Source organism: Nitratireductor lacus (assembly GCF_056431025.1).
On record NZ_JBWKMB010000013.1, the window covers coordinates 126,000 to 148,834 of the forward strand.

Below are 22,835 nucleotides of genomic sequence, written 5' to 3' on the forward strand. Positions count from 1 at the left end.
CTCCCGGTAGTGAGGAGATGCCGGTGTGGTTGGAACGATTCTCGTGGTGGCGCCTGATTCCGCCTTTCGCCTGTCGCTCCGTTTCATGCTTGAAACGGAGGGGTTCGATGTCGTCGTGCCGGACAGTCTTGAGGAAGCCGGGCGCCTGCGCGCGGATGCGGACTGCATGATTGTCGACCATGACATTCTCATCGAGGCGGGAATGCCGATTGCCCGGCTTGCCGCAGATGAAGGCCCGTTTGTTCTTCTCGCGGACACGCTTCAGGAAATGCCGCAGGCCGAGCACATGCGCACTGTTGAAAAACCACTTCTGGGCAGCGCAGTGGTAAATGCGGTTCAGGCGCTTCTGGAGCGGGCGGGCCACGGGGAAAAGCCGGCGCTACGTAGATTCCCGTAGGGGAACAACCGAATTTCGCGCGGCCTGCGATCGCGGCACATAGGGACCGTCACATGACGGAGGCACCCATGTTTGCACAGGCCGCAACCGCCCAAACGCTCAATGCTCCTTTCGGCGCAGGCCGGCATCACGCCGAGGCGCGCAGGACGCCCGCATCCTTTTCGCCTGATCAGCCTCACCAGGTTGTTTTCTACGATGCCAACGAAGAGATATATGCACAGGGCGAGCAGGCCAGTGCGCTCTATCAGGTCGAGTTTGGCGCGGTTCGTCTCTACCGCCTTCTTGCCGACGGCCGGCGTCAGATCAGTGCCTTCCACATCGCCGGTGAGGTTTTCGGTTTCGAGGCCGACGGCCAGCATCATTTTTTCGCCGAGGCTGTGGGCCATGCGGGCATCCGTGTTTTCCGGCAGCCGGCGAGCGAGACCAACTGGCGCCAGACGCTGGATGCCGCTCTGGCCGCACTGGTGCGGGCCCAGGAGCACTTACTCGTGATCGGCCGGCAGAACGCCGCCGAGCGCGTTGCCGCGTTCCTGCTCGACATGATGGAACGCCAGAACAGCGACCGCGAGGTGCAGCTTGCAATGTCGCGCACCGACATTGGCGACTATCTCGGCCTGACGATCGAAACCGTGTCCCGAACCTTTTCGAAATTCAAATCCAGGGGGCTCGTGCGTCTGGCGAACACGCGCACAGTGGAAGTGATCGATGCCGGCGCGCTTAGAGCGATGTGTGACTGAGGGGTGGGGTGACCAAGACCTCATTGATACGCCTTGACTGATCTATTCATTGGCTTTCCGGTCGGGTGTTGAGTTCGACGGGCCGAAGGTAGCGTACTGACCGGGACAGCTATTGTCGTTCTGACGCCCGTTTGCATCGCGGTTTTCTTCTGTTATCGCTCCAGTCCGCACGAAGGCTGTCAACTCAGCCGTGCATCTAGCCGCGACCGGTGACGCCGGGCGCAAGTTGCGAGGAAACCGCATGTTTGACGGACGGACGGTTGGATGAAGATCAGCGTTTTCGGAATAGGCTATGTGGGCTTGGTTCAGGCGGCCGCGTTGGCCGAAGTCGGCCACGATGTATTGTGCGTGGATATCGACGCCGCCCGTATCGAGGCGCTGGAGCAGGGCATAATTCCGATATATGAGCCGGGTCTGGAGCGACTAGTGGTCGAGAACCACGGTGCCGGGAGATTGCGTTTCACAGCAGATGCTGGGGAGGGGGTGCAGCACGGCTACGTGCAGATTATCGCTGTTGGCACGCCGCCGATGGAAGATGGTTCTGCCAATACGAGAGACGTTTTGACGGTCGCCAGTGCGGTTGGACGCGCGATGACAGGTGAGAAGATCGTCGTCAGCAAATCCACGGTCCCAGTTGGTACCTGTGATGGAATCCGCGAAACGATCACAGCCGAGCTTGAACGTCGGGCACTTGGCGCATTGGGCTTTCATGTTGTTTCCAACCCTGAGTTCCTGAAGGAAGGCTCTGCAGTTTCCGACTGCATGAAACCTGATCGCATCATTATAGGTACCGACAGCGTGGATGCCGAAGCAGTCATGCGGGAACTCTATGCGCCGTTCAACCGCAATCATGAGAAGATGATTGTCATGGACGTACGCAGCGCGGAACTTACAAAATATGCCGCGAACTGCATGTTGGCGACCAAAATCAGTTTCATGAACGAGATGGCCAACATTGCTGATCGTCTAGGGGCGGATATCGAGCAGGTTCGCCTTGGCATCGGCAGCGATCCGCGAATTGGATATGATTTCATCTATCCCGGTATCGGTTATGGTGGCTCGTGCTTTCCCAAGGATGTGCGGGCGTTGATCGCAACTGCCGCGAAGGCTGGGGCCAAAGTGAATATTCTAGAAGCTGTCGATCAGCGCAATAACGTACAGAAACGGCTGCTTTTCGATATGGTTCGGCAGCGCTTCGAAGGGCAACTTTCGGATAAGACGTTTGCAGTTTGGGGGCTAGCCTTCAAGCCGAACACCAACGACATGCGCGAGGCGCCAGCCCGCGTTTTGCTGGAGGCACTATGGGATGCCGGAGCGCGGGTGCGGGCATATGATCCGAAAGCCATGAATGAATGCGCTCGAATCTACGGGGAACGTCCGGACCTGGTGTTCTGTGATACCAAGGAACACGCACTTAGCGGGGCCGATGCACTGATTATCGCGACTGAATGGAAGAGTTTTCGCGCGCCGGATTTTGCATTGATCCGTAAAACGCTGCGGACGCCCATCATCTTCGATGGGCGCAATCTCTACAACCCAAAACAGGTTGCAATGCATGATCTGGAGTATCGCTCCATCGGTCGTCCTGAAACGATACCGTGAGTGTTAAGCGCCTTGCAGACGCGTCTCGGGGGGGCTGGATTGTGCGACCGAGGCGATGTGGTCGATCATCCGGCCATAGAGCACACTAGCCTCGAACCGCTCATTGAATATTGCGACACGCTGGTTTCGCAGGTGCATATCCTGGCCAACCGTCAGCTTGGCCGTAATCGTCGCAGCGAGCACATCTGCATCGTCCGGTGGTACGCAAACGCCGCCGCCGGTATTCGCGTAGAAGTTTTTTGCCTCTTCCCCCAGGGTCGCAACCTGCAAGACACCATAGGCGAGATTTTCATATATTTTGTTTGGTAGTCCCTGCGGTGCATCCTTGGCGTAGGGCAGCAGGCCAATAACCGAGCGAGACAGTAGTGTCGCCACGTCGTCAGCTCCCAACCAGCCGACCAGGCGCACGTTTGGCAGGGCCGCAAGTGCCCTTGCCAGATCAGGTCTCTCGTGAGCATTTCCAGCGAGCGCAAATACGATGTCGTGGCGTTGGTCGGCAAGCAGTCTGGCCGTCTTGAGGACCAATGACAGATCATAGGTTCGTCCCCAGGAGCCGACAAAACTCACTATATGCTTGTTTGTGGGGATGCCGAGCTGGCTCAGCCGAGCCATGTCGTCGTCAATAGTGCCAACCCGCGGTGGGCGAGGGAAACCCAAAGGGAATATCTGGTCGAGCGCGTTGCTGCTCCGTGCACCTTTCCGCCGTCCCCATTCGAGATAACCTGGAGAAATCCCGATTAGGGAGGTTGCATAACGACAAGCGAAGCGTGCCTGCCAGTTCAATGGCGTGACGGCCAGTGAGACTATTGGCTTTAGGATCACTGGTGCAAAACTGGGAAAGAAGTCCGGCCAGAGGTCGCGTATCGAGAGGACGGAAGGAATCCCGTGGCCCTTGGCGAATGCGACAGCAGCCGCTGCCGCGTCCGTTGTCGGCAGGTCGGCAACGATAACGTCAGGTCGCTGGTCTGCCGCAGTCGCAGCTTTCACGAAGGCACGTGAAAAGAGGTGATTGTGCAGCAGGCGGCGGACCCCGATATTCCGTGTGTATCCCGGCGCCTCAAGTGCCCTGATCGTCAGTCCAGGGTGGGGAGCGGTATCGCCGGCGGGGCGCTGCTGTCTGGAATAGTGATTGAACGTCGAAGTGAACCAGGTCGTGTCATGCCCCGCTTTCGCCAGTGCGGTGGCCAGCATGCCGGCACGCAACAAACGGGGTGCGTCAGGGTCCGTCGGGATGGGCTCTAGGTCACGAACTATCCAAACTTTCATCCTGTATTCGCTCCCTTGTGAAGCACCGTCATTCCTGCCGGGCAGTGCGGCAAAGCGCTGCTTCCAACTGGGTTGCGATAAGCTGCAGTAGCGCTTTTGCGCGGCGTCGTAGTGCCATAAACTAACTTTGTTGTCGCGGCAAAACCTTCACCAAAGCGGTGGGATCCGGGCAGATACGCCGTAGGGTTATGCAAAGGGACGAAGAGAGTAATTTTCCTATGATCGGAACAAAATCAAGAATCGTGACTGAATGGTGAAAATGCGTTTGAAGAGGCACGCACCAGTGTCGGCGCGATGCGGAATGTTCACGACCATTTCCACAGACGAGAACCGACAGAGAGCCTGATCGCTGCACCATCGGGATCGCGTCAGGGGCAGGTCAGGTTATGGTCTGGAACGAATTGCCTGGACCACGCGTGTACGAAACACTGAGCGGCGGACCGTCTTTGCAAACACCAGCCCCTGTGTTAACAGCCACTGGCTTTGAGGATGGGCAGATGCAGGGTACGATACTGAACGCAGTTCAGGACATTCGAAGCGGCATACGGATGCGCAGTGTCTGGATTGAATTGGCGCGGGAAGACATCGGGGACCAGCACCGCCGTACCACGCTTGGCCCTTTTTGGCTCCTCGTCAATTATCTGGCGTTTGCAGGTACTTTTGTCTTCGTTTTCCGCCGGGGCGGGGCGGGTATGGAGAATTATGGTGCCTACGTTGCCACGGGGCTCTTCGTCTGGTTTTACATTATGGAAACGATCACACAGAGCGTTTCGCTGTTTATGCGCGAAGAAAGCTTCATCAAGGGCACTACATTACCTTTGAGTGTTTATGTGTTGCGTTTGGTTATGCAATGTACAATCCGGGCCGGTTACGCTCTGGTTGGTTGCGTAGGAATTCTGCTTCTGAGCGGGATCGGGTTTGGTCTCGGCTGGCTCTGGGCCGTTGTGGGTATTGTGGTGGTTTTGGCAGTCTCACCGGCGGCAATTATGATTTCGGCATTTCTTGGGGTGTATTTCCCCGATAGTCAGTTCATCGTCTCAAATTTTATGCGTATTGGTATGTTTTTGACGCCGGTTTTTTGGACATACGAAGAAAGTACTCCAATAAGGCATTTGTTCTACTACTGGAATCCGTTCACCTATTTCCTGGAAATTGTTCGGCAACCGATCCTGTCGGGGGGGCTTCCGTTGTATGAACTGGGTATCTGCGTTGCGATTGGCTTGGTGCTGTGGGCTATTGCCCTCCTGCTTCTTGGTCGACTGGGTAAGCAAGTAGCATTTCATATCTGATGGCATCGATCATTGTAGACAATCTCACTCTCACTTACCGCCTGCGTCAGAAATTGACTTTGGCGCCGCGTGACAATCGCGTACCAACTGGCGGGTTAATTGGGAAAAATGGGCGGTCGCGTCATGTGACAGCCTTGGACAGCGTAAGCTTCGAATTGGGTTCCGGTGACAGGCTGGGGCTTATCGGATCGAATGGTGCGGGCAAAACGACTTTGCTCAAAGTGCTTTATGGCATCTATCAGCCAACAGCGGGGAGCGTTCATGTTGAGGGGCAGGTAGATGCGCTGTTCAACATCAGTCTGGGGTTTCGCCGTGAAGCTACCGGGCGTCGCAACATCCTGCTTCGTGGCCTCATAAATGGCTGGACCATAAGCGAGATCGAAGAACGCATGGACGATATCATCGAATTCAGTGAATTGGGTGAATTCATCGACTTGCCATTCAAGAGCTACAGCCAGGGCATGGCTGCGCGCTTGGCCTTTTCAATAGCAACGAGTATGGAGCCAGAAATCCTCCTGATGGACGAATGGATTGGTGCGGGCGATCAGGGTTTCCAGGAAAAGGCGCGCCAACGTATGGCTGCGTTGGCGGAAAAAGCGAGCATAATTGTCCTCGCGAGCCACAACCATTCATTGCTGAAAAACACATGCAACAAGTTTCTCGAGCTCAACCATGGTAAGGCGAAAATAACGAATCTGTAGCGATTCGCCCTAATTGGATTGCACAAAGAAAGAGAGTTTGTGCGCACGGTTGGCAGCGGACATGATCTGGTCGTGCAACATCGCCATAAAGGCACCCTCTAACCAAACGGGCTCATCCGACCCATGTAGTTCGTCACTCCGGTGTTTGGATAGACCTGACCCAATAGTATCGAGGCAATGAGTATGAAGATTCCGTTGGCGGTGCCGAATCTTTCGGGAAACGAGGCTGCCTATTTGCAGGATTGCATTGATTCGACGTTTGTTTCGTCGGTTGGTGCCTATGTGGATAAATTCGAGCGGGCGATCGCGGATGTAAGCGGAACCGAGGGCGCCGTGGTGGTGTCGTCCGGGACAGTCGCTCTGCAAATGGCGTTACAGGGGCTGGGGATAGGTGAGGACGATCTCGTAATCATCCCTACCCTGACCTTCATTGCGACGGCCAATGCTGTACGCCATACGGGCGCCCAAGTTTGGATCGCGGACGTGGAACCAAGCACCTGGACAATTGATCTGGAACTCGTTCGCGAAGCAATCCTGAAGGAGACAGACTGGACCGAAGATGGTCGCCGCCACCGTGCAACAGGCCGACTGTTGCGGGCAATCATGCCCGTAATGGTAATGGGAGCGAGCATTGATTTCGAGAAGGTTGCGGGACTGGCGCGCGAATTTGGTCTGAAGGTGGTTGTCGACGCCGCAGCGGCGCTTGGCGCACGGGCAGCCAATGATGCGCCTCTCGGATCTGCCGATGCCGATGCATTGTGTTATTCCTTCAACGGCAACAAGATTGTCACTTCGGGTGGCGGCGGGGCCGTCGTTTCTCGTGATCTCAATTACCTTGATCGAGTGCGGCATCTTACGACCACTGGGCGGGTCGGCGCCAATTACGATCACGATATCGTTGCCTACAATCACCGCATGACCAATATGCAGGCGGCGGTTGGCGTAGCTCAACTCGAACGCCTGGATGCATTTCTCTCACGCAAGCGTGAGGTGCACGAGGTCTATGCTTCGATGGCGGAGCGTTTCCGCTGCCTTGAGCCGTTTCCTGTTGCCAGTACCGGTCGATCGATCAGGTGGCTATCCGGTGTCTACTATACCGGGGCAAACTTGGGTCTCTGCGATGCTTTCCGTTCACATATGAATGAGGCTGGGATCGATCTGCGCAAGTTCTGGAAACCGATTCATCTGCAGTTGCCTTACCAGGGTTCCCCTGCAACGCGGATGCCGGTTGCGGACGATCTTTGGCTCCGAATATTCCCATTGCCGTGTTCCACGCACATTACTGACGAGCAGATCGCGGCTGTCGTATCGTCCGCCGAGTCTTTCTGGAAAGCCAATGATGCCTGACGAGCGAACACGAGATGCGGACAAGCGGCGGCGAATAGCTGTCGTGACGGTCGGACGCTCCGACTTCTCCATTTTGAAGCCACTGGTGGAGAGGATCGCGGCCTGCGAGGAATTCGATGTTGGCTTTTGGGTCGGTGGAGCCCACTACGATCCTGGCGCGGGCAAGACCATTGACGATGTTCGAGCTTCCGGTTTGCCAATCTGGGCTGAGGTGAAATCACCTGGGTACGGCACAGGGCCGGAGGGGACAGTGCGGTCAATGGCCGAGCAGCTTGAAGGCTACGGTCTCATTGCCGCACAGAACCCAGGGGCTGATCTTGCCATTATTCTGGGAGACAGGTTCGAAGCAGTATCTGCCGGGTTAGCATTGGTGCCGTTCGGATTGCCGATCGCCCATATCAGCGGTGGAAGTGTTACTGAAGGTGCCATTGATGATGTATTCCGGCACTGCCTTACCAAGATGGCCGCGCTCCATTTTTGCGATATTCCAGAGTTTGCGCGACGCATCCATCAGATGGGGGAGCCTACGGACCGTATCTTCACTGTGGGAGCACTTGGTCTAGATGGCATATCCTCTCATCGGCCAAACACCTATGCGGATTTTGCCAGACATTTTGATCTGGGCGTAGAATTCGGACCAGGGTATGCAATTGCCACACTGCATCCGGAGACGCGGGCGCCAGGATCGAACCGCCTCATGGCGGAAGCTATGGTTGCCGCTTTGGTCGAAACTGGACGACCGACAATCTACACCTACCCTAATGCAGATCCAGGAAGTGAGGAGATTGTCGAGGTAATCGAAGCTGCAGCAAAAAGTAATGACAATCACCATGTTGTCCGAAATTTCGGCTCGAAGTGGTTCTACACGGCGATGGAGCATGCTGGATTTATGATCGGCAACTCGTCGAGCGGAATCATCGAGGCCGCAAGCTTTGGCCTACCTGTCGTAGACATTGGAGAAAGGCAGAAGGGACGCTTTCACGGCAAGAATGTCTTGCATTGCGATCGTACAAGATCGGGCATTCTGGAAGCTGTCCGTCGGGTAACCACCGACACTGTGCGAAAAGACTGCAAGCATATGATCAACCCATATGGCGATGGTCGCGCTGCAGAGCGAATCGTGGAGACCATACGTAAACTGCGGTGGGACCGGCTGTGCAAACCCAAGCCGTTTGCGCATCTGGAGAGTTCGTTCACGGGGACAGCAGTGGAGTTCTAATGAGACTAGCTACGTATCTCGGGCGCGATCTGGAAAACTTGTGCGCGCGCGAAAGTCATACCCTGCGTGAGGTCATGGGGATCATGAATCGTGCGGGGCTGCGCCTGGTTCCGATATTGAGAGATAGCAGCGATGATTTTGTTGGGGTCATTGCCGATGGCGATCTGCGTCGTTACCTCGCCGCGGAAGGAGATCTAACTGCTCCTGTCAAAGTGGCCATGAATCACTCTCCTGTGCTGTTGGATGATGAAGTTTCAACTGGTCAGGTGCGTTCCTTCATGCTGCGGCGGGGCATTGAGCACGCACCCCGCGTGCGTGATGGAAAACTGGAAGCGTTTCATGTCCTCTGGCCGACATCGAGCCCGCAGGAGCTTACAGCTGTTATAATGACGGGCGGATTGGGGACGCGGCTCGCTCCACTTACTGAGAAAACACCGAAGCCTCTTCTGCCGATAGCGGGGAAGCCTATTCTCAGCCATATTATTGAGCATCTGCGCGACCAGGGTATCACCCGCTTCATTCTATCGGTGAACTATCTTGCGGACATGATTGTCGATCACTATGGCGATGGTTCGGACCTGAATGTAACAATCGATTATACGCACGAGACCATGCGTATGGGCACTGGCGGTGCGCTGGGGTTAATCGATGTAGACACCTTGTCCGATCCCTTTATCTGCCTGAATGGTGATATCCTCAACGACATTGACGTCAACGCGCTGCAGTCGCAGCATCGGGAAAATACCTGGGATGCGACCATGGTTGTTCGCGATCATCATTATGTAGTCCCTTACGGTGTCGTAGAAGTGGATCCGTCGAAGAATTTTGTCGGGGCAAAGGAAAAACCGACGATGAGCTTTAAGATCAACGCCGGTATCTACATGCTGTCAAAATCGGTCCTGTCTGTCGTCCCGCGGAACATTTTCTACGATCTTCCGATGTTGTTTCACGACCTTCAAGAACGCGGAATGCGTGTTGGGACATACACGCATTCAGGACGGTGGATAGACATCGGCACGATGAGCGAATTGACCCGTGCTCGAAATATCTATGAAGGGAAAGAAGCTTGATAGGCTTGTCCTTGACCTCACTCGAAGAAGGCATTGTGGGCCGCTCCGTCAGCTTTTTTGCTGAGGACATCGTCGCAAATCAGATTGAGCTGTCGGAAAAGATTTCTGGTGCTCGAATACTTTTTATCGGTGCTGCCGGCTCGATTGGGTTTGAGACACTCAAAGTGATCGCTTCGTTTAGACCGGCTGCATTACATGTGGTGGATCACAACGAAAACGGGCTTGCGGAAGTCGTGCGTGCTCTGCGCTCGTCGAACCAGCCGCTACGGGTAGACGATTTTCTCACTCTGCCATTTGACTATGGTGGCGATCCATTCAGGTTATGGCTCGGCGCGCAGGAGCAGAATTACGATTATGTTCTGAATTTTGCCGCGTTGAAGCATGTGCGGTCTGAAAAAGACCCCTACAGTATTCTGGCAATGCTGGATACAAATGTCCTGAAATTAGAGCGGCTTGCGCGGCAGCTTTCCGGGCGGAGAGGTACGAAACGGCTTTTTTGTGTCTCCACGGACAAGGCAGCCAATCCGTCGTCAATGATGGGAGCTACCAAGCGTTTGATGGAGCATGCGCTGTTCTCTTCAGCTCTTGAGTGGCCTACAGGCATGGAGATAACGTCGGCCCGCTTCGCGAATGTCGCGATGTCAAATGGTTCGTTGCTGCAGTCTTGGAAACTACGTCTGGAGGCGCGACAGCCGATGGCATGCCCCGAAGGATGCCGTCGTTTCTTTGTCAGCCTTGGGGAATCCGGCCAGCTGTGTACATTGGCCGGTCTCCTGGGTGAGCAGAGCAGTCTTTTTGTGCCCGGCCTTGATCCGGAGCAGCATCTGGTATTGCTTCAGGATGTGGCGCAGAAGTTTCTCGAGGCACAGGGAATGAGAGCGCATTTTACCCGCGATGAAGCCGAAGCTGTGGCGCGGGTGGAGACGCTCGCGGCGGAGGGGAAGTGGCCGGTTCTTCTTACACCGCTCGATACAGCCGGCGAGAAGCCATACGAGGAGTTCGTGGCGGCCAACGAAGAATGTCTGTCTACCCGGTTTGCAGCATTGAACCGTGTCCCGTATCTGCCGCTGGAAGAGCCGCGGACGTTTTCGCAACTGCTTCACGAACTGCGCACCATCATGGCGGGAGGCGGCGACGGCAGGCCTGTGACCATTGATTGGTTGAAGGCTGCCATCGCATCTGTCGAAAGCAGTTTTGCAGAAAGCCATGTTACCAGCAGCAAATCGCTGGATCAGCGAATCTGAGAGGGGACCAGCATGCGTTCAACCGGGAAAGGATGTTATATCATTGCCGAGATCGGAGTGAATCATAATGGTTCGCTGGATCTTGCTCGCCAGTTGATTGACTGCGCGGCGAAGGCCCAAGCCGATGCCGTCAAGTTTCAGACCTTCACAGCTGAAGATTTGGTCACGCGCTCCGCCAGCAAGGCTGATTACCAGATTTCCAACACAAAGAGTGGTTCAAGTCAGTACGACATGCTCAAGTCACTTGAGCTTTCCGAGGAGGATTTCGTCGCTCTTAGGAAGTATTGTGAGAGCGCCGGAATCGAGCTGCTTTCAACCCCATTCAGCGAGAATGCTGCAGACCTTCTGGAGCGCGTTGGTGTCAACGCATACAAGATTAGTTCTGGTGATCTCACCCATCTTGATCTTCTGCGCCACATCGCTGCTAAGGGACTGCCAATAATCCTATCCACGGGTATGGGAAATCTGGGGGAGGTGGAAGAAGCTCTGGCGGCTATTTATTCCACCGGAAATCGTCAGGTTTCCCTACTGCACTGCGTCTCGAACTATCCAGCAGCTGCCGAAGACTGCAATCTGGCGGCGATCGAAACGATGCGCAACGCCTTTGCGGTCCAGGTGGGGTGGTCCGATCATACAGAGGGAGCTGCAATCTCGTGGGCAGCAGTCGCACGCGGGGCGGCAATTATCGAGAAGCACATCACCCTTGATGTCAATCTCCCAGGACCGGATCACCGCGCTTCAATGGAGCCCCGAGAATTCGGGGAATTCGTCAGGGGGATTCGGGCTATTGAAGCCGCAATTGGCACCAGTATCAAGGCGCCGACGGCTGCAGAGAAACGCACGGCGCTGGTAGCAAGGCGATCTCTAGTGGCCGTTCGCACGCTGGCTGCAGGTACGATTGTGAGCGCCCAGGACATAGCCGTCAAACGGCCTGGAACAGGCATGCAGCCCCGGTATATCGATTTGGTCGTCGGATCTCGTCTGGCCAGAGACATTGAGGCTGACACCCCCTTTACCACTGAGCATTTTCATGGCTGACCCGGCCCCGAGAATTGTAATCCTGGGCGGCGGCGGCCATGCTTGTGTGGTTGCCGAAGCGCTGATTGAAAGTGGTACGCCAGCTGCAGGTCACATTGCACCCGAGCCTGGAGATTCGGAACTTCTAGGTTCCTATCTTGGGACCGATGAGAGAATTCCGAATCTGATTTCCGAGGGTGTGCGTTTTGCCCTTGGTATTGGCTTCGTTGACGCAGAGGGGCAGAGCAGGCGAGAAAGATTGCTTCATCGATTGCGGGGCGCTGATGTAATGAGAGTAGTTCACCCGAAAGCAATCGTTTCTGAGGCGGCCGACATTGGGGTGGGGGCGTTCGTAGCAGCCGGTGCAATCATCTGTGTAGGGGTAACGATAGGCGCGTACGCAATTGTAAATACCGGCGCCATCGTGGATCACCACAGCTGGATCGGGCAAGGCACGCATGTCGCGACGGGGGCAAGCATAGCCGGTAGAGTTACTGTCGGAACGTCATGTCTGATTGGTCTCCGGTCGGCACTGCGACAGGGCGTTACTCTGGGAGACGGTGTGATCATTGGTGCCGGAGCTGTTGTGGTCTCGAATATCGGTGACGGAACGACCGCGCTCGGGGTGCCGGCGCGCGTTCGGAGTGAACGCTTGTGAAGCGCTTTCTCATCGTGGGTCTTGGGTCCATTGGGCGACGGCATCTTGTAAATCTGGCCGCGCTGTATCCTGAGGCTGACTTCACCATTTTGCGGCATAAGCAAAGACCCGATGTATTGGCAGATCGCCTGGGAGCGAGCGTTGTCACCCGGCTTGAGGACGTGATTGACGAGTCGTTCGACTTGGTTGTGCTGGCAACTCCGTCGGCTAACCATATAGATCTGCTGCCCGAATTGATCCGGCGTGGCTTCAATCTTCTGGTGGAAAAGCCAATTGTTTCCAGTCTCGGCGATTGCGATTCACTGATCGACGAATTGGCGGCTGCTCCAGCGGCGGTTCGTGTTTCGGCCTTTAATTTTCGACATGTTTCCTCTCTGGTGGCGCTTCGGGAGCAGGTACACAGAGGCATATTGGGGAACGTTGTTCGTGCGTCGTTCACTGCCGGACAGTGGTTACCCGACTGGCGCCCTTCCCAGAACTACCGGCAGAGCTATTCTGCCGACCCCGACCAGGGGGGAGGCGTAGAGCTCGATCTTGTACACGAAATCGACTTGGCTAGATGGATTTTCGGCGAGCTGAACCTTGAATTTGCCCGCTGCGGAAAGTTCAGTGACCTCGAAATTTCGTCTCATGACACCGCAATGATGGTTTTTTCACCACAGAATGGAAGCGCGCCTGTCATACAGATTGCTCTTGACTACGTGTCCCGCCAGCGTCTGCGGCACTATGAGATTGTGGGTGATCGAGCTGGGCTGAACTGGAATATCGATGGCGCTCTCGACCTGGTCGAGCCGGATGGGCGCCGATCGCTGGAACATGCGCCAAATGGCTTCGACATAGCCAAGAGTTATATTGCTATGCTTGAGCGAACGTTACGTGCCGTCGAGGGAGATTGGCAGGAACCCCTGCAGACCCTTGAGGATGGAATCGAGAGTACGCGTCTCGCAATCCAGGTGCGGGAGAAGGGGGGGCAGCGGTGACGACCATATGTACGATTTGCGCACGGGGTGGTTCCGTCGGAGTGCCTCGCAAGAACATTCGTGAGCTTATGGGCAAACCGCTCATTGCGTATACCATCGAGCAGGCATTGTCGTGTCCCGGAATCGGTGCGGTCTACGTTTCCACGGATGATCGGGAGATTGCTGATATTGCTGAGCGGTGTGGCGCAACCGTGCCGTTCCTGCGTCCGCCCGAACTGGCGACGTCCTCAGCTGCCAAGTTGCCAGTGATTGAACATCTGGTGGAGGCGGTTGAGAAGACTGGTGTCGAGGTGACGCGCATCGTGGATCTGGATCCCACGTCACCACTCAGGCATGTTGCTGATATCGAAGCCGCCATGGCGGCGCTCAATGATGACGTCGACGTCGTCATCACCGCCTATCCGTCAGACAAGAATCCCTATTTCAACATGGTTGAGTTCAGGGACGATGGCTTCGTTGGGCTTGTCAAAGGACTGCCAGGGGGCGTGACAGCACGCCAACAGGCTCCACAAGTCTTTTCCATGAACGCTTCGATTTATGTTTGGCATCGCGCAACACTGGCGTTGGGGCTTTGGAACGGTCGGACGTGGCTTCATGAAATGCCACGGGAGCGCTCGATCGACATCGATAGCGAGATCGATTTCGAGTTGGTTGAACTCTTGATGAGGAAGCAGGGAGGCGGCAGTGAGTGATATGGCGGGAGTGATTGTCCTGACCGGCGGTGGGGGGATACTAGGGAGGGCAATGGTAGCACGTCTTACCGCCGCAGGTGCCACCGTGGCGGTTGTGGACCGCGACAGCGAGCTGGCCAAGTCGGCCGCCGGTCTGGCCGTGGCTCCTGGACAGGCACGAGCCTATGCGTGTGACATCACGGATCAAGGCGCTCTTGCGCACTTGCACACAACGATAGGAAGCGATTTCGGCCAAGTTAGGGCCCTGATTTGCAACGCAGCCAGCAAGAGCAGAAATTTCTTTGAACCATTCGAGACTTTTCCTCTCGAAGACTGGAACGAGGTGATGGCTGTCAATCTGACAGCGCCGATGCTTTGCGCGCAGGAATTCGGACCAGAAATGGTCGAAGCTGGAGGCGGCTGCATCGTAAATATTCTATCGATCTACGGCGTCGTTGCGCCTGATCAGCGCATATATGACGGAGCCCTCTATGAGGGGCGGGCCATCAATACCCCCGCAATCTACTCTGCATCCAAGGCCGGACTTTGGGGGCTGACGAAGTACCTCGCATCCTATTGGGGTGAAAAAGGGATTCGTGTAAATGCCGTGACGCCCGGCGGGGTATTTAGCGGGCAGAACGATGCGTTTGTCGAGAAATACAGCGCCCGCACCATGCTCGGGCGCATGGCAGAGCCGCACGAAATCGCGGATGCTGTTGAATTCTTGGTATCGGAGCGTGCCAGCTATATGACCGGTCAGAACATTGTGGTCGACGGAGGCTTGACCACATGGTAGCTCAATTTTCACCCACAGATAGACAGGAAAATCAGGAACCCGTGATGCAGACAGATCCACAGCTCGAACAGACCATTCGTACCCTGTTCGCAGAAGTGTACACCACGCAGAACGAAGGTGCCGAAGCACCTGATTTAGACAGCAACAGCGTGCTGTTGGAAACAGGGCTCGATAGCCTGGGATTCGCTATCCTGGTAACCCGGCTTGAAGAAGACCTGGGTTATGATCCTTTCAGCCTGGCCACAGAAGCATATTATCCCCGCACCTTCGGCGAGTTCCTTAGTTTTTATAAGGCCAACCGTCCACAATGACCTTTTTGGGCCATCTGAGCCGGGTGCCTGCCGAGCGTTGCGCGATAGCAACGCCTTCTACGCGCGTGAGTTTTGGGGAACTGTGCAGCGCGGCCGAAGAACTGGCCGGGGATTTTGCTGCGGCGAGGGTGGTTGTGTGCACGGATCGTCTACTTGACGCCGTAACAACGCTTGCAGCCTGCGACGGAGTGGCGGAGGTCGTGGCGCTCACCTCTGCATGGCAGCCTGCAGAGGCCGTGTTGCCGTTGATCGAGTTGGCACAGCCACACGTGGTGATTTCCAGCGAGACAGCGAACGTCTTCAATGCTGGCCTGCCGGCTGATCTCTTGTCGCTCTCTCCAAAGGATGCTGCTCGTGCAGTTGCTCGCAAGCGGAGCGGAAGCGGATTGCAGAATGGCGGGACGGGTTGGGTCGTTACCACATCCGGCACCACAGGAAAGCCAAAGATGGTGCAGCACAGCTTTGCTGGGCTGACGCGGTCGACCAAGCGTGACCTAGATCGGGGGAAGGAACTGGTCTGGGGAATGATTTATGACTTTTCGCGGTTTGCAGGGCTGCAGGTGGTTTTGCAGAGCCTTCTCGGCGGAGCCTGTCTGGCGGTGCCTCCGTTTGAAGCGCCCCTTGATGATAAACTGGCATTTCTCGTCAACGAAGGATGTACGCATCTTAGCGCGACTCCCACAATGATGCGCAAAATTCTGATGTCGCCAGCAGGGGCTTCCCTGCCTCTCCGGCAAATTACCCTGGGCGGAGAGATTGCCGACACCGCTATCCTGACCAGCCTTAGCCGCGCCTTTCCTGAGGCGCGCATCACTCATGTATTCGCCTCCACAGAGGCAGGCGTGGGCTTTTCCGTATCCGACAAACGTGAGGGGTTTCCAGTTTCCTATCTGTCCTCTCCCCCTTCTGGAATCGGTTTGCGCATTGATGAGGGTAGGCTTTGGGTGCGAAATGAACATGTGGGCGCACACTATTTGGGAGGCCAGGGGGTTCTTTCCAGACAGGGTTGGGTCGACACCGGTGATCTTGTGGAAGCGGACGGTGATCGTGTCCATTTTCGTGGACGTGAGAGCGGCGTTATCAACATCGGTGGGGACAAAGTTCATCCGGAAGAGGTTGAGCGAGCTCTTCTCTCACACCCCGATGTGTTGCTCGCTCGTGTCTATGCGAAAGCCAACCCGATCATGGGAGCGCTGGTGGCAGCAGATGTCGTACCCGGTCCGGGTGCGCCTTCACAAGCCGAACTCCGAGCGAGCATTCTGGCTCACTTGAAGGACTATCTGGAGCGGCACATGATCCCCGCCAGTTTGCGCTTTGTGGAGAATTTCGACACCAACACTGCTGGCAAGTTGCGAAGGAATGCCTGATTTGAAGAATGTTATCGTTACCGGCGCGACGCGTGGCCTTGGCCTTTCTATCGTTAATCGGCTGTGCGGCGAAGACTACCGGTTGATCTGTATTGGACGCAGGGAATCCGACGAGTTTTCTACGCTGGCTGAGAAGGTCGGCGACAAGATCGTATTCAGGCCCTATGACCTGGAACACCCAGATGGTATCCAGGCACTGGTCAACGGAATTACGCGTGAGTTCGGTCCACTCTACGGGCTGATAAACAATGCAGGCATCGGGCTGGACGGTGTTTTAGCAACGCAGCACGCCACGGAGATATCGCGTGTACTGACGGTCAATCTGGAGGCTGCGATCCTCATGACGAAGTATGCTTGTCGTTCGATGCTGACGCGGAGAGAGGGGCGCATAATCAATGTCTCGTCCATCATAGCGTCGACAGGGTTCAATGGACTCGCAGTCTATGCGGCTTCAAAGGCGGGGCTCGAAGGATTTACGCGTTCTTTGTCGCGCGAACTCGGGCGAGCCAAGATCACGGTCAACTGCATTGCACCCGGCTACATGGAAACCGATATGACTGCCGGGCTCGAGGGGGAGAAACTTGCATCCGTCAGGAGGCGGGCTCCTCTCGGGTTGCCGCGTCCGGAAGATGTCGCAGGCGCCGCTGCCTTCCTTCTTTCTGCAGAGGCAGCGATGATGACCGGCTCTATCGTAAAAATCGACGGCGGAAGTACAGCATAGTGCCAAGACTATCGGTTCGCATTGCCGGCCTGCAGGACACCCCGGCGCTCATAGATTTCATTCGAGACCATTGGTCCGAGAAACACATTTTTGTGCGCGATTCAAAAGTGTTCTCCTGGCAATACGCCCAGAAAGACGGACGCCTGAACATGGTTCTGGCCGAGCAGGAAAACGAGGATGGCGCCAAGACGATCCTCGGCGTTCTGGGGTTTATTCCACTCGGCCGCTTCGATCCAGCCTTGGGTGACGATGGCATCCTTCTTGCACTTTGGAAGGTGCGTGATGATATTGCGCCCCCGGGCCTCGGGCTGCGCCTCCTGAAGCTGATACAGGCCCAATTGAAGCCGAAGGTGATTGGCGCTATCGGCATCTCTGATATGGTCAAGCCGATCTATCGTGCGCTCGGCTACACGCTGGATCAGCTTGGTCACTGGGCACTGTTCAATCCAGAGTTCAAGGGAAAATGCGCGGTTGCGGCCAACGTGCCCGATGCCGCCTTCGCCCTTTCGGATGAAACGCCTACATCACTTGCTCTCAAGTGCATCGACCGCGCGCAATGTGAAAATGTGATGAGGGCGGTTGATAGAATTGCTAGTTCGCAGAGACCGAGAAAATCGTGGGCCTACGTGGTGTCCAGGTACATCGAACATCCATGGTACGATTACGCTCTACGCGCTGTCGAACACAACGGCGAGCCTGTGGCGCTGGTCGTGTGGCGTACGGTCGAATGCAACGGGTCGCGAATACTACGTGTGGTCGATATCATAGGGGATACGAACTGGTTGTCGGATTCGACCCAGCTCCTGCGTGCCGAACTGGTCAAGGCGAATGCGGAGTATATTGATATAATGCAGGTCGGGACGCCGGGAGAGGTTCTCGCCAGAGGCCGTTTTATCGGACCGGAGCAATATGCTGGACTGATCCTACCGAACTATTTTTCACCTTTCGAAGCGCGCAACATCGACATTCATCTGGCTTACCGCTCCTTCCAGTCTGATTTTGGCCCGCTGCGGCTGTATCGTGCTGATAGTGACCAGGACAGGCCTAACTGAAGTATCCCCGGGGAGACAATCATGCACAAAATTCTCCTTTGCGCTTGCGGCAATATCGGCTTTAGGCATCTTCAGGTGCTTGCACCTATGCAGGACGTCGGGTCTGCCGAGATCGCCATCGTTGAACCCAATGAGGACCTTCACCCAAGGGTACGCAGCTTCATCGATGAAGTTGAGGGGCGGTGTGTGCGCTGCTTCTGAGAGATAAGCCTGCTGCTCCGGTATTCTCCACTCCGGAGTTATTGCTACGATGTAATGTACATTGCCGCAAATTGGTGTGCTTTGGTCAATACTCAGATTCTGAAAAAGTTCGAGCTGAGATTGGTGGGATAGCTTTTCCTGAGCGGCCAGAATGGCTTGATTTGAACGGTGTTGTTGCTTCTGGTCCGTTGTCATGAAGGTACATTTCGTCATTCAGAAGTTAACTGGGCTAACCGGTGGCGCCGAGCGTATCCTGGTTGAAACCGCTGTAGCCATGCGCAAACGCGGTTTTGATGTCCGGATACTCACATTCGAGGCGCGGAAGGGTAAACCGGGTTTCAATACAGGCGAAATACCGGTGATCAATCTCTTTCCATTTGCGCGGCGGGGTATCGCGCGAGGTCCGGATGAAGGCGAGATGATGGTGTCTTCCTTCAATCTCGAGCAAATTGTGAAGATGATGCCTCATCGGTTTCCGATCGCCCAGGTCAAATGGGGACTGACCCATGGTTTTTTTATACGCTGCCTCAAACAGCACATTCGGCGGGAGAGACCCAGCGTACTCATCCCCTTCATGCCGCCGGCGATCACAGCCTGTGCCTATGCGGCCGCCGAAACGGGAACCCCCGTCATCGCTTCGACGCACAACGTGCCGGCGCAAGATTTCGGCCCGAACGGGCGTTGGGATGCCAATCCATTGTTCCGGGAAAAATGCGTGGTTGCGCTCTCTATGGTCGATCGCATTCTGGTTCTGCTACCCGAGTTCCGAGACTGGTTTCCAGACGAGTTAAAAAAGCGTGTGGCAATCATGCCAAATCCCGTGCGACGTCTTGCTTCAGTATCCAGCGCCGATGTGAAACGCGGACGAACGGTGTTGGGTGTTGGCCGTCTGACAAAGATCAAGAGATTTGATATCCTCGTTCGCGCCTGGGCGCGTCTTGGTTCCCGAACCGATGGCTGGACCTTGCGAATACTGGGGGATGGGCCCGAGCGTATCCGTCTGCAGAAAATAATTGACGACTTGGGCTTGATGAATGTGGAGATGCCCGGAGTGGTCTCCGACATGGCCCGCGAATACGATCAGGCGATGATCCTCTGCCACCCCGCCGAGTTCGAGGGATTTGGCCTGGCGGTATCGGAAGCGCTGGCCCACGGGGTCCCGGCAATTGGGTTCGAGGATTGTCCTGGCGTCAACACGCTTATCGAGCCGGGGCGAAACGGGATACTGGTCGCATCCGCTGGTGAACCTGAGAATATGTTCTCCGAGGCACTCTCAAACCTGATGCAGGATGACGCCCGGCGCGAAGACATGGCCGTTCGCGCAACCACTGTTATCGAGCGCTACGGCACCGATGCTATCCACGATCGATGGGAGCGCGCCATTCGAGATGTCACCGCTGGAGGTGTCGGGTTGGCTGGCTGATCCTGCTTAAATCGAAAAAGTTTGATGTGGACCCTTTGGAAAAAGAGAGCGGCTCAGAGTTTTCTCTTCCCTAAGCGCCTCTTCAGGTGGCAGCGAAAGAATGTGGGCTACCAGGGATTTGAGATTGCGAGCCGGACCTTCCACAAATTGAGGCTCATTCGCGAGAAAACACTGAGAGCGGGCGGCATAGGCCCGTGGGTTCTCTGCAAGTTCCATGATAATTGAGCGCAACGCTTCTGATGAGCGGACAAGCCGGCAGTTTACAATTTCGTGCTGATCGACAGGGTAGTCTGCATCACCGTCTGTGACACAGGTTACCGGAACGCCGAGAACGGCGGCTTCAATTGCGGCAGTGCTGTAACCCGTCAGCATCATGTCGGAAGCAACAATTGCAGTCTTGGGATCGGTTTCAACCACAATGACACGCTCGGTCATGCCGAATTCCCTGGCGAGCCTGAGATATGCGGCGACCCTGCTGGGTGTCTCCTCCGGGTGAGGTTTCAGTAGAATAAGTACGTCCAGCTCTGCACAGGCATTCAGGATGTTGCTCCAAACCAGTTTCACATGCGCCCAACTGGATGGTTGGCAGAAGAAACTGATACACGATTTGTATGCAGAACAGTCTATATCGAAAGTGTCTCTGAGTAGCTCGCGCGCAGCAGCACGCTCGCTCGCAAGGTCGTGATCTTCAGGCGCCTTGATCCTTGGCGAACCCACGACCAAGGTTCGCTCCAGTGGGATGTTGAAACCCCTCTCCGCAGTTTTCTTGAAGTAACCGGAAATGACACCATAGAAATCTGTATCGATGTTGATGTAGCGGCAGTAATTGCCGTTCAAGCCATGTGCCTCAAGCGAGAGGCTCGGAATACCGTGCCTGCGGGCAAGTCTCGCAAACGCTGCAACCCGAGGATTGCGCGGCGGCGCCAGAACGATCAGGTCGGGCAGTTCCTCGTCCGCGGAGAGCCGGGAGAACCAGGCATCGAAAACCTTGTGCTGGAGCAGGGCGGGGGCGATAACCTGCTCTGCAGTTTGACGCGCATTGACACGAATGAAGTGTGTAAGCGTGGGATTTCCCAGTTCTGCAGAAAGGGATAGCAAGTGGCGCCTCAAATGCTCGTTCAATTGAGGCAACTGCCGGTCTACGTTTGGAAGAAGCACGACATTAACATTCGGCGCTTCCTTCCCGCTAGCCGTGATGGCTGAGAGGATCGGCCGAGCGTCTCTTCCGGCTAGGCCGATCGTGACGTCGTATTTTTCGGCCAAAGTGACAGCGTAGTCTGCGGTGGCCGTGTTATAGGCCGGGTTGTTTGCGGTCACTATCAGGATGCGCTTGGTCCCGGACTTTGGGAACCCAGAAGCCCGCCGTGCAGCCACTGATGCACGGGCATCGGAATCTGCAATGAACTTTGACGGTGATGGTCCCCAGAGCATTGCGGTTGGCATCTCGCGGGGTGGCTGTAACATTGCCTCCAGATTGCTCGTGAAGGTCGTCCTCACGTGCAGGCTGCGTGCGATGGAAATGAATTCGACCCGTGGATCCTTGAGCAGTGGGTCGACCGCGGAAAGGTTCTGGAGAAACATGCCGTTGGAGCTCTTTGCTTGACAGGCAACGACAATGTGATCGAACTCCTCGGATTCAAGAAGTGTTCGCACCGCTTCTGTCCGGAGATTGCCGAAGAAGAGATAATCGGCGATCTCCAACTCGACCGACGCGCGGTTGTGCTCATCGAGCAAGCCATTCTCTTCCAGCAACCCGTCGGTAATCCGCTCTGCTGCAATGCGGGTTGCCTCATGCAGATCCAGATAGGGTCTTGAGAAACGGGTGATACGTGAGCGGATGTGTTCGACCGTGATTTCGGCATCGCCCGCATAATCGGTGTATTCCTGAAAGTCCGTTTTGCCAAACGTGTCGCGCAGCCCAATCACGGTGATCTTTTCGGCACCCGTAAAGAGTTGCGCAATGGCAGGCCGGTCACTGAGTTCGTCAGCTATGATCAGCCTGTGCTTGCAAGGCTTTCGCATTCCGCTTTCCAGCAGGCCGCGCAAAGAGGAGTCGGTTGGAGGGACTGTCAGGTGGCTGCCCAAACTATCGATGATCTGGTGAAATCGCAGATCCAGGCGAACGTGTTTGTCCAAAACCAGGTCAGCAATTCGCTTCGCTGATGCGTCATCAAGCAACAGCCCTGCAGCGCCGACAAACGCGGCCGCATAGCTCATGCTCCGGCGGATCGTCTGGTCCAGGCGACTGCCCTCGGAAAGGTCCGCAGTTCTGAGACATTGAGCAAGCCCGGCCCTACAATGCACATTGCGGGCAAGACAGATGAGGACCATAGGGTCCTGAGTTTTCATAAAACCCAGCCGTGTAAAATGGTCGACTGCATCCTGAGATCGTTTGGCCAATCGGCTCGCCCGCAATTCGACGTCGCCCCAAAGCTTACGCGTGGTCGGGGAGCGCCAGAAAAAATCCGCAGCGGCACTGGGGCCAAACAGCATTTCTACCAGCCGAACCTGAGCCGTCATTGCACGGCGTCGAGCTTTTGCAGTGCCGGTTAAGACTCGTGCTTTCAGTAATTTGAACAGGTTTGCTTGGTGAGAAACATGTTTCAGGAGAATGACGGCGCGAAGTTCGAGCAGCGCCCGCCTCCACAACTCAACCAATTTCATATGGGAGAGCTGGCTCCGGTTGTTTGGACAGCGCCCCGCGGAATTTAAGTGGATTCCTGCCGGGTTACACTGAGTGCGGGGCTTTGCGATTTTGCTGCGGCG

The 22,835-nt window shown here is 55.8% G+C and carries 22 protein-coding genes; 20 read left to right on the forward strand and 2 right to left on the reverse strand.

Going from position 1 to position 22,835, the window contains the following annotated elements; all coding sequences use genetic code 11:
• Positions 1-25 precede the first annotated feature (25 nt).
• From AC07E3_RS12890 to AC07E3_RS12900, 3 genes are all read left to right on the forward strand, one after another.
• Positions 26-397, forward strand: a complete 372-nt coding sequence (locus AC07E3_RS12890; RefSeq protein ID WP_336066497.1) for a DNA-binding transcriptional response regulator — start codon at positions 26-28, stop codon at positions 395-397.
• A 68-nt stretch (positions 398-465) separates the two neighbouring features.
• Positions 466-1,134, forward strand: coding sequence for a helix-turn-helix domain-containing protein (locus AC07E3_RS12895; protein ID WP_478362357.1), 669 nt, complete (start codon positions 466-468; stop codon positions 1,132-1,134).
• A gap of 264 nt (positions 1,135-1,398) precedes the next feature.
• Positions 1,399-2,736 carry a UDP-glucose dehydrogenase family protein gene (locus AC07E3_RS12900; RefSeq protein ID WP_478362359.1) on the forward strand — a complete coding sequence of 446 codons (1,338 nt, stop codon included), beginning with the start codon at positions 1,399-1,401 and terminating at the stop codon, positions 2,734-2,736.
• 3 nt (positions 2,737-2,739) lie between these two features.
• On the opposite strand, the gene AC07E3_RS12905 is transcribed toward AC07E3_RS12900, so the two are convergent.
• On the reverse strand, positions 2,740-3,927 hold the full coding sequence (locus AC07E3_RS12905) for a glycosyltransferase (RefSeq protein WP_478362361.1): 1,188 nt from the start codon (positions 3,925-3,927) through the stop codon (positions 2,740-2,742).
• Between the two features lie 461 nt (positions 3,928-4,388).
• Between AC07E3_RS12905 and AC07E3_RS12910 the strand changes: the two genes are divergently transcribed.
• The 17 genes from AC07E3_RS12910 (at position 4,389) to AC07E3_RS12990 (ending at position 20,069) form a co-directional block, all read left to right on the forward strand.
• A complete protein-coding gene (locus tag AC07E3_RS12910; RefSeq protein WP_478362363.1) occupies positions 4,389-5,291 on the forward strand; it encodes an ABC transporter permease in 903 nt (300 codons plus the stop codon).
• Entirely contained in the window at positions 5,291-5,992 is a 702-nt protein-coding gene (locus tag AC07E3_RS12915) for an ABC transporter ATP-binding protein (protein WP_478362365.1), read from the forward strand. The genes AC07E3_RS12910 and AC07E3_RS12915 overlap by 1 nt, the downstream gene beginning before the upstream one ends.
• 177 nt (positions 5,993-6,169) lie before the next feature.
• Positions 6,170-7,339 (forward strand): aminotransferase class I/II-fold pyridoxal phosphate-dependent enzyme, encoded by a 1,170-nt coding sequence (locus tag AC07E3_RS12920; RefSeq protein WP_478362367.1) that lies wholly within the window; start codon positions 6,170-6,172, stop codon positions 7,337-7,339.
• Positions 7,329-8,558, forward strand: coding sequence for a UDP-N-acetylglucosamine 2-epimerase (neuC, locus tag AC07E3_RS12925; RefSeq protein WP_478362369.1), 1,230 nt, complete (start codon positions 7,329-7,331; stop codon positions 8,556-8,558). Before AC07E3_RS12920 ends, neuC begins: the two co-directional genes overlap by 11 nt.
• Positions 8,558-9,628, forward strand: coding sequence for a nucleotidyltransferase family protein (locus AC07E3_RS12930; RefSeq protein ID WP_478362371.1), 1,071 nt, complete (start codon positions 8,558-8,560; stop codon positions 9,626-9,628). The genes neuC and AC07E3_RS12930 overlap by 1 nt, the downstream gene beginning before the upstream one ends.
• 11 nt (positions 9,629-9,639) lie before the next feature.
• Positions 9,640-10,872: a polysaccharide biosynthesis protein gene (locus tag AC07E3_RS12935; protein WP_478362373.1), complete on the forward strand. Its 1,233-nt coding sequence runs from the start codon at positions 9,640-9,642 to the stop codon at positions 10,870-10,872.
• A 12-nt stretch (positions 10,873-10,884) separates the two neighbouring features.
• On the forward strand, positions 10,885-11,910 hold the full coding sequence (neuB, locus tag AC07E3_RS12940) for an N-acetylneuraminate synthase (protein ID WP_478362375.1): 1,026 nt from the start codon (positions 10,885-10,887) through the stop codon (positions 11,908-11,910).
• Positions 11,903-12,547, forward strand: coding sequence for a NeuD/PglB/VioB family sugar acetyltransferase (locus AC07E3_RS12945; protein ID WP_478362378.1), 645 nt, complete (start codon positions 11,903-11,905; stop codon positions 12,545-12,547). Before neuB ends, AC07E3_RS12945 begins: the two co-directional genes overlap by 8 nt.
• The gene (locus AC07E3_RS12950; protein ID WP_478362380.1) at positions 12,544-13,527 is read left to right on the forward strand and encodes a Gfo/Idh/MocA family protein; all 984 of its coding nucleotides are present in this window, start codon (positions 12,544-12,546) and stop codon (positions 13,525-13,527) included. Before AC07E3_RS12945 ends, AC07E3_RS12950 begins: the two co-directional genes overlap by 4 nt.
• Positions 13,524-14,219 carry an acylneuraminate cytidylyltransferase family protein gene (locus AC07E3_RS12955; protein ID WP_478362382.1) on the forward strand — a complete coding sequence of 232 codons (696 nt, stop codon included), beginning with the start codon at positions 13,524-13,526 and terminating at the stop codon, positions 14,217-14,219. The genes AC07E3_RS12950 and AC07E3_RS12955 overlap by 4 nt, the downstream gene beginning before the upstream one ends.
• A gap of 1 nt (position 14,220) precedes the next feature.
• On the forward strand, positions 14,221-14,994 hold the full coding sequence (locus AC07E3_RS12960; RefSeq protein ID WP_478362404.1) for an SDR family oxidoreductase: 774 nt from the start codon (positions 14,221-14,223) through the stop codon (positions 14,992-14,994).
• Between the two features lie 44 nt (positions 14,995-15,038).
• Positions 15,039-15,305: an acyl carrier protein gene (locus tag AC07E3_RS12965; protein WP_143038450.1), complete on the forward strand. Its 267-nt coding sequence runs from the start codon at positions 15,039-15,041 to the stop codon at positions 15,303-15,305.
• Entirely contained in the window at positions 15,302-16,672 is a 1,371-nt protein-coding gene (locus AC07E3_RS12970) for an ANL family adenylate-forming protein (protein WP_478362385.1), read from the forward strand. Before AC07E3_RS12965 ends, AC07E3_RS12970 begins: the two co-directional genes overlap by 4 nt.
• Positions 16,665-17,393, forward strand: a complete 729-nt coding sequence (locus AC07E3_RS12975) for an SDR family NAD(P)-dependent oxidoreductase (protein ID WP_478362387.1) — start codon at positions 16,665-16,667, stop codon at positions 17,391-17,393. The genes AC07E3_RS12970 and AC07E3_RS12975 overlap by 8 nt, the downstream gene beginning before the upstream one ends.
• Positions 17,393-18,445 carry a hypothetical protein gene (locus AC07E3_RS12980; RefSeq protein ID WP_478362389.1) on the forward strand — a complete coding sequence of 351 codons (1,053 nt, stop codon included), beginning with the start codon at positions 17,393-17,395 and terminating at the stop codon, positions 18,443-18,445. Before AC07E3_RS12975 ends, AC07E3_RS12980 begins: the two co-directional genes overlap by 1 nt.
• A gap of 21 nt (positions 18,446-18,466) precedes the next feature.
• Positions 18,467-18,646, forward strand: coding sequence for a hypothetical protein (locus AC07E3_RS12985; RefSeq protein WP_478362391.1), 180 nt, complete (start codon positions 18,467-18,469; stop codon positions 18,644-18,646).
• Positions 18,647-18,839: 193 nt separating this feature from the next.
• Positions 18,840-20,069 carry a glycosyltransferase gene (locus AC07E3_RS12990; protein WP_478362393.1) on the forward strand — a complete coding sequence of 410 codons (1,230 nt, stop codon included), beginning with the start codon at positions 18,840-18,842 and terminating at the stop codon, positions 20,067-20,069.
• Between the two features lie 6 nt (positions 20,070-20,075).
• Here AC07E3_RS12990 and AC07E3_RS12995 read toward each other — a convergent pair whose 3' ends face one another.
• Positions 20,076-22,733 carry a hypothetical protein gene (locus tag AC07E3_RS12995; protein ID WP_478362395.1) on the reverse strand — a complete coding sequence of 886 codons (2,658 nt, stop codon included), beginning with the start codon at positions 22,731-22,733 and terminating at the stop codon, positions 20,076-20,078.
• Positions 22,734-22,835 lie beyond the last annotated feature (102 nt).

Bases quoted from the DNA above. Each gene is read 5' to 3' on its own strand.
- AC07E3_RS12915 (WP_478362365.1), top strand. From the start codon at position 5,291: ATGGCATCGATCATTGTAGACAATCTCACTCTCACTTACCGCCTGCGT.
- neuB (WP_478362375.1), top strand. From the start codon at position 10,885: ATGCGTTCAACCGGGAAAGGATGTTATATCATTGCCGAGATCGGAGTG.
- AC07E3_RS12975 (WP_478362387.1), top strand. From the start codon at position 16,665: ATGCCTGATTTGAAGAATGTTATCGTTACCGGCGCGACGCGTGGCCTT.
- AC07E3_RS12995 (WP_478362395.1), bottom strand. From the start codon at position 22,733: ATGAAATTGGTTGAGTTGTGGAGGCGGGCGCTGCTCGAACTTCGCGCC.
- AC07E3_RS12900 (WP_478362359.1), top strand. From the start codon at position 1,399: ATGAAGATCAGCGTTTTCGGAATAGGCTATGTGGGCTTGGTTCAGGCG.
- AC07E3_RS12990 (WP_478362393.1), top strand. From the start codon at position 18,840: ATGAAGGTACATTTCGTCATTCAGAAGTTAACTGGGCTAACCGGTGGC.
- AC07E3_RS12960 (WP_478362404.1), top strand. From the start codon at position 14,221: ATGGCGGGAGTGATTGTCCTGACCGGCGGTGGGGGGATACTAGGGAGG.
- AC07E3_RS12910 (WP_478362363.1), top strand. From the start codon at position 4,389: ATGGTCTGGAACGAATTGCCTGGACCACGCGTGTACGAAACACTGAGC.
- AC07E3_RS12965 (WP_143038450.1), top strand. From the start codon at position 15,039: ATGCAGACAGATCCACAGCTCGAACAGACCATTCGTACCCTGTTCGCA.
- AC07E3_RS12930 (WP_478362371.1), top strand. From the start codon at position 8,558: ATGAGACTAGCTACGTATCTCGGGCGCGATCTGGAAAACTTGTGCGCG.
- AC07E3_RS12970 (WP_478362385.1), top strand. From the start codon at position 15,302: ATGACCTTTTTGGGCCATCTGAGCCGGGTGCCTGCCGAGCGTTGCGCG.
- AC07E3_RS12905 (WP_478362361.1), bottom strand. From the start codon at position 3,927: ATGCTGGCCACCGCACTGGCGAAAGCGGGGCATGACACGACCTGGTTC.
- AC07E3_RS12985 (WP_478362391.1), top strand. From the start codon at position 18,467: ATGCACAAAATTCTCCTTTGCGCTTGCGGCAATATCGGCTTTAGGCAT.
- AC07E3_RS12895 (WP_478362357.1), top strand. From the start codon at position 466: ATGTTTGCACAGGCCGCAACCGCCCAAACGCTCAATGCTCCTTTCGGC.
- AC07E3_RS12920 (WP_478362367.1), top strand. From the start codon at position 6,170: ATGAGTATGAAGATTCCGTTGGCGGTGCCGAATCTTTCGGGAAACGAG.
- AC07E3_RS12945 (WP_478362378.1), top strand. From the start codon at position 11,903: ATGGCTGACCCGGCCCCGAGAATTGTAATCCTGGGCGGCGGCGGCCAT.
- neuC (WP_478362369.1), top strand. From the start codon at position 7,329: ATGATGCCTGACGAGCGAACACGAGATGCGGACAAGCGGCGGCGAATA.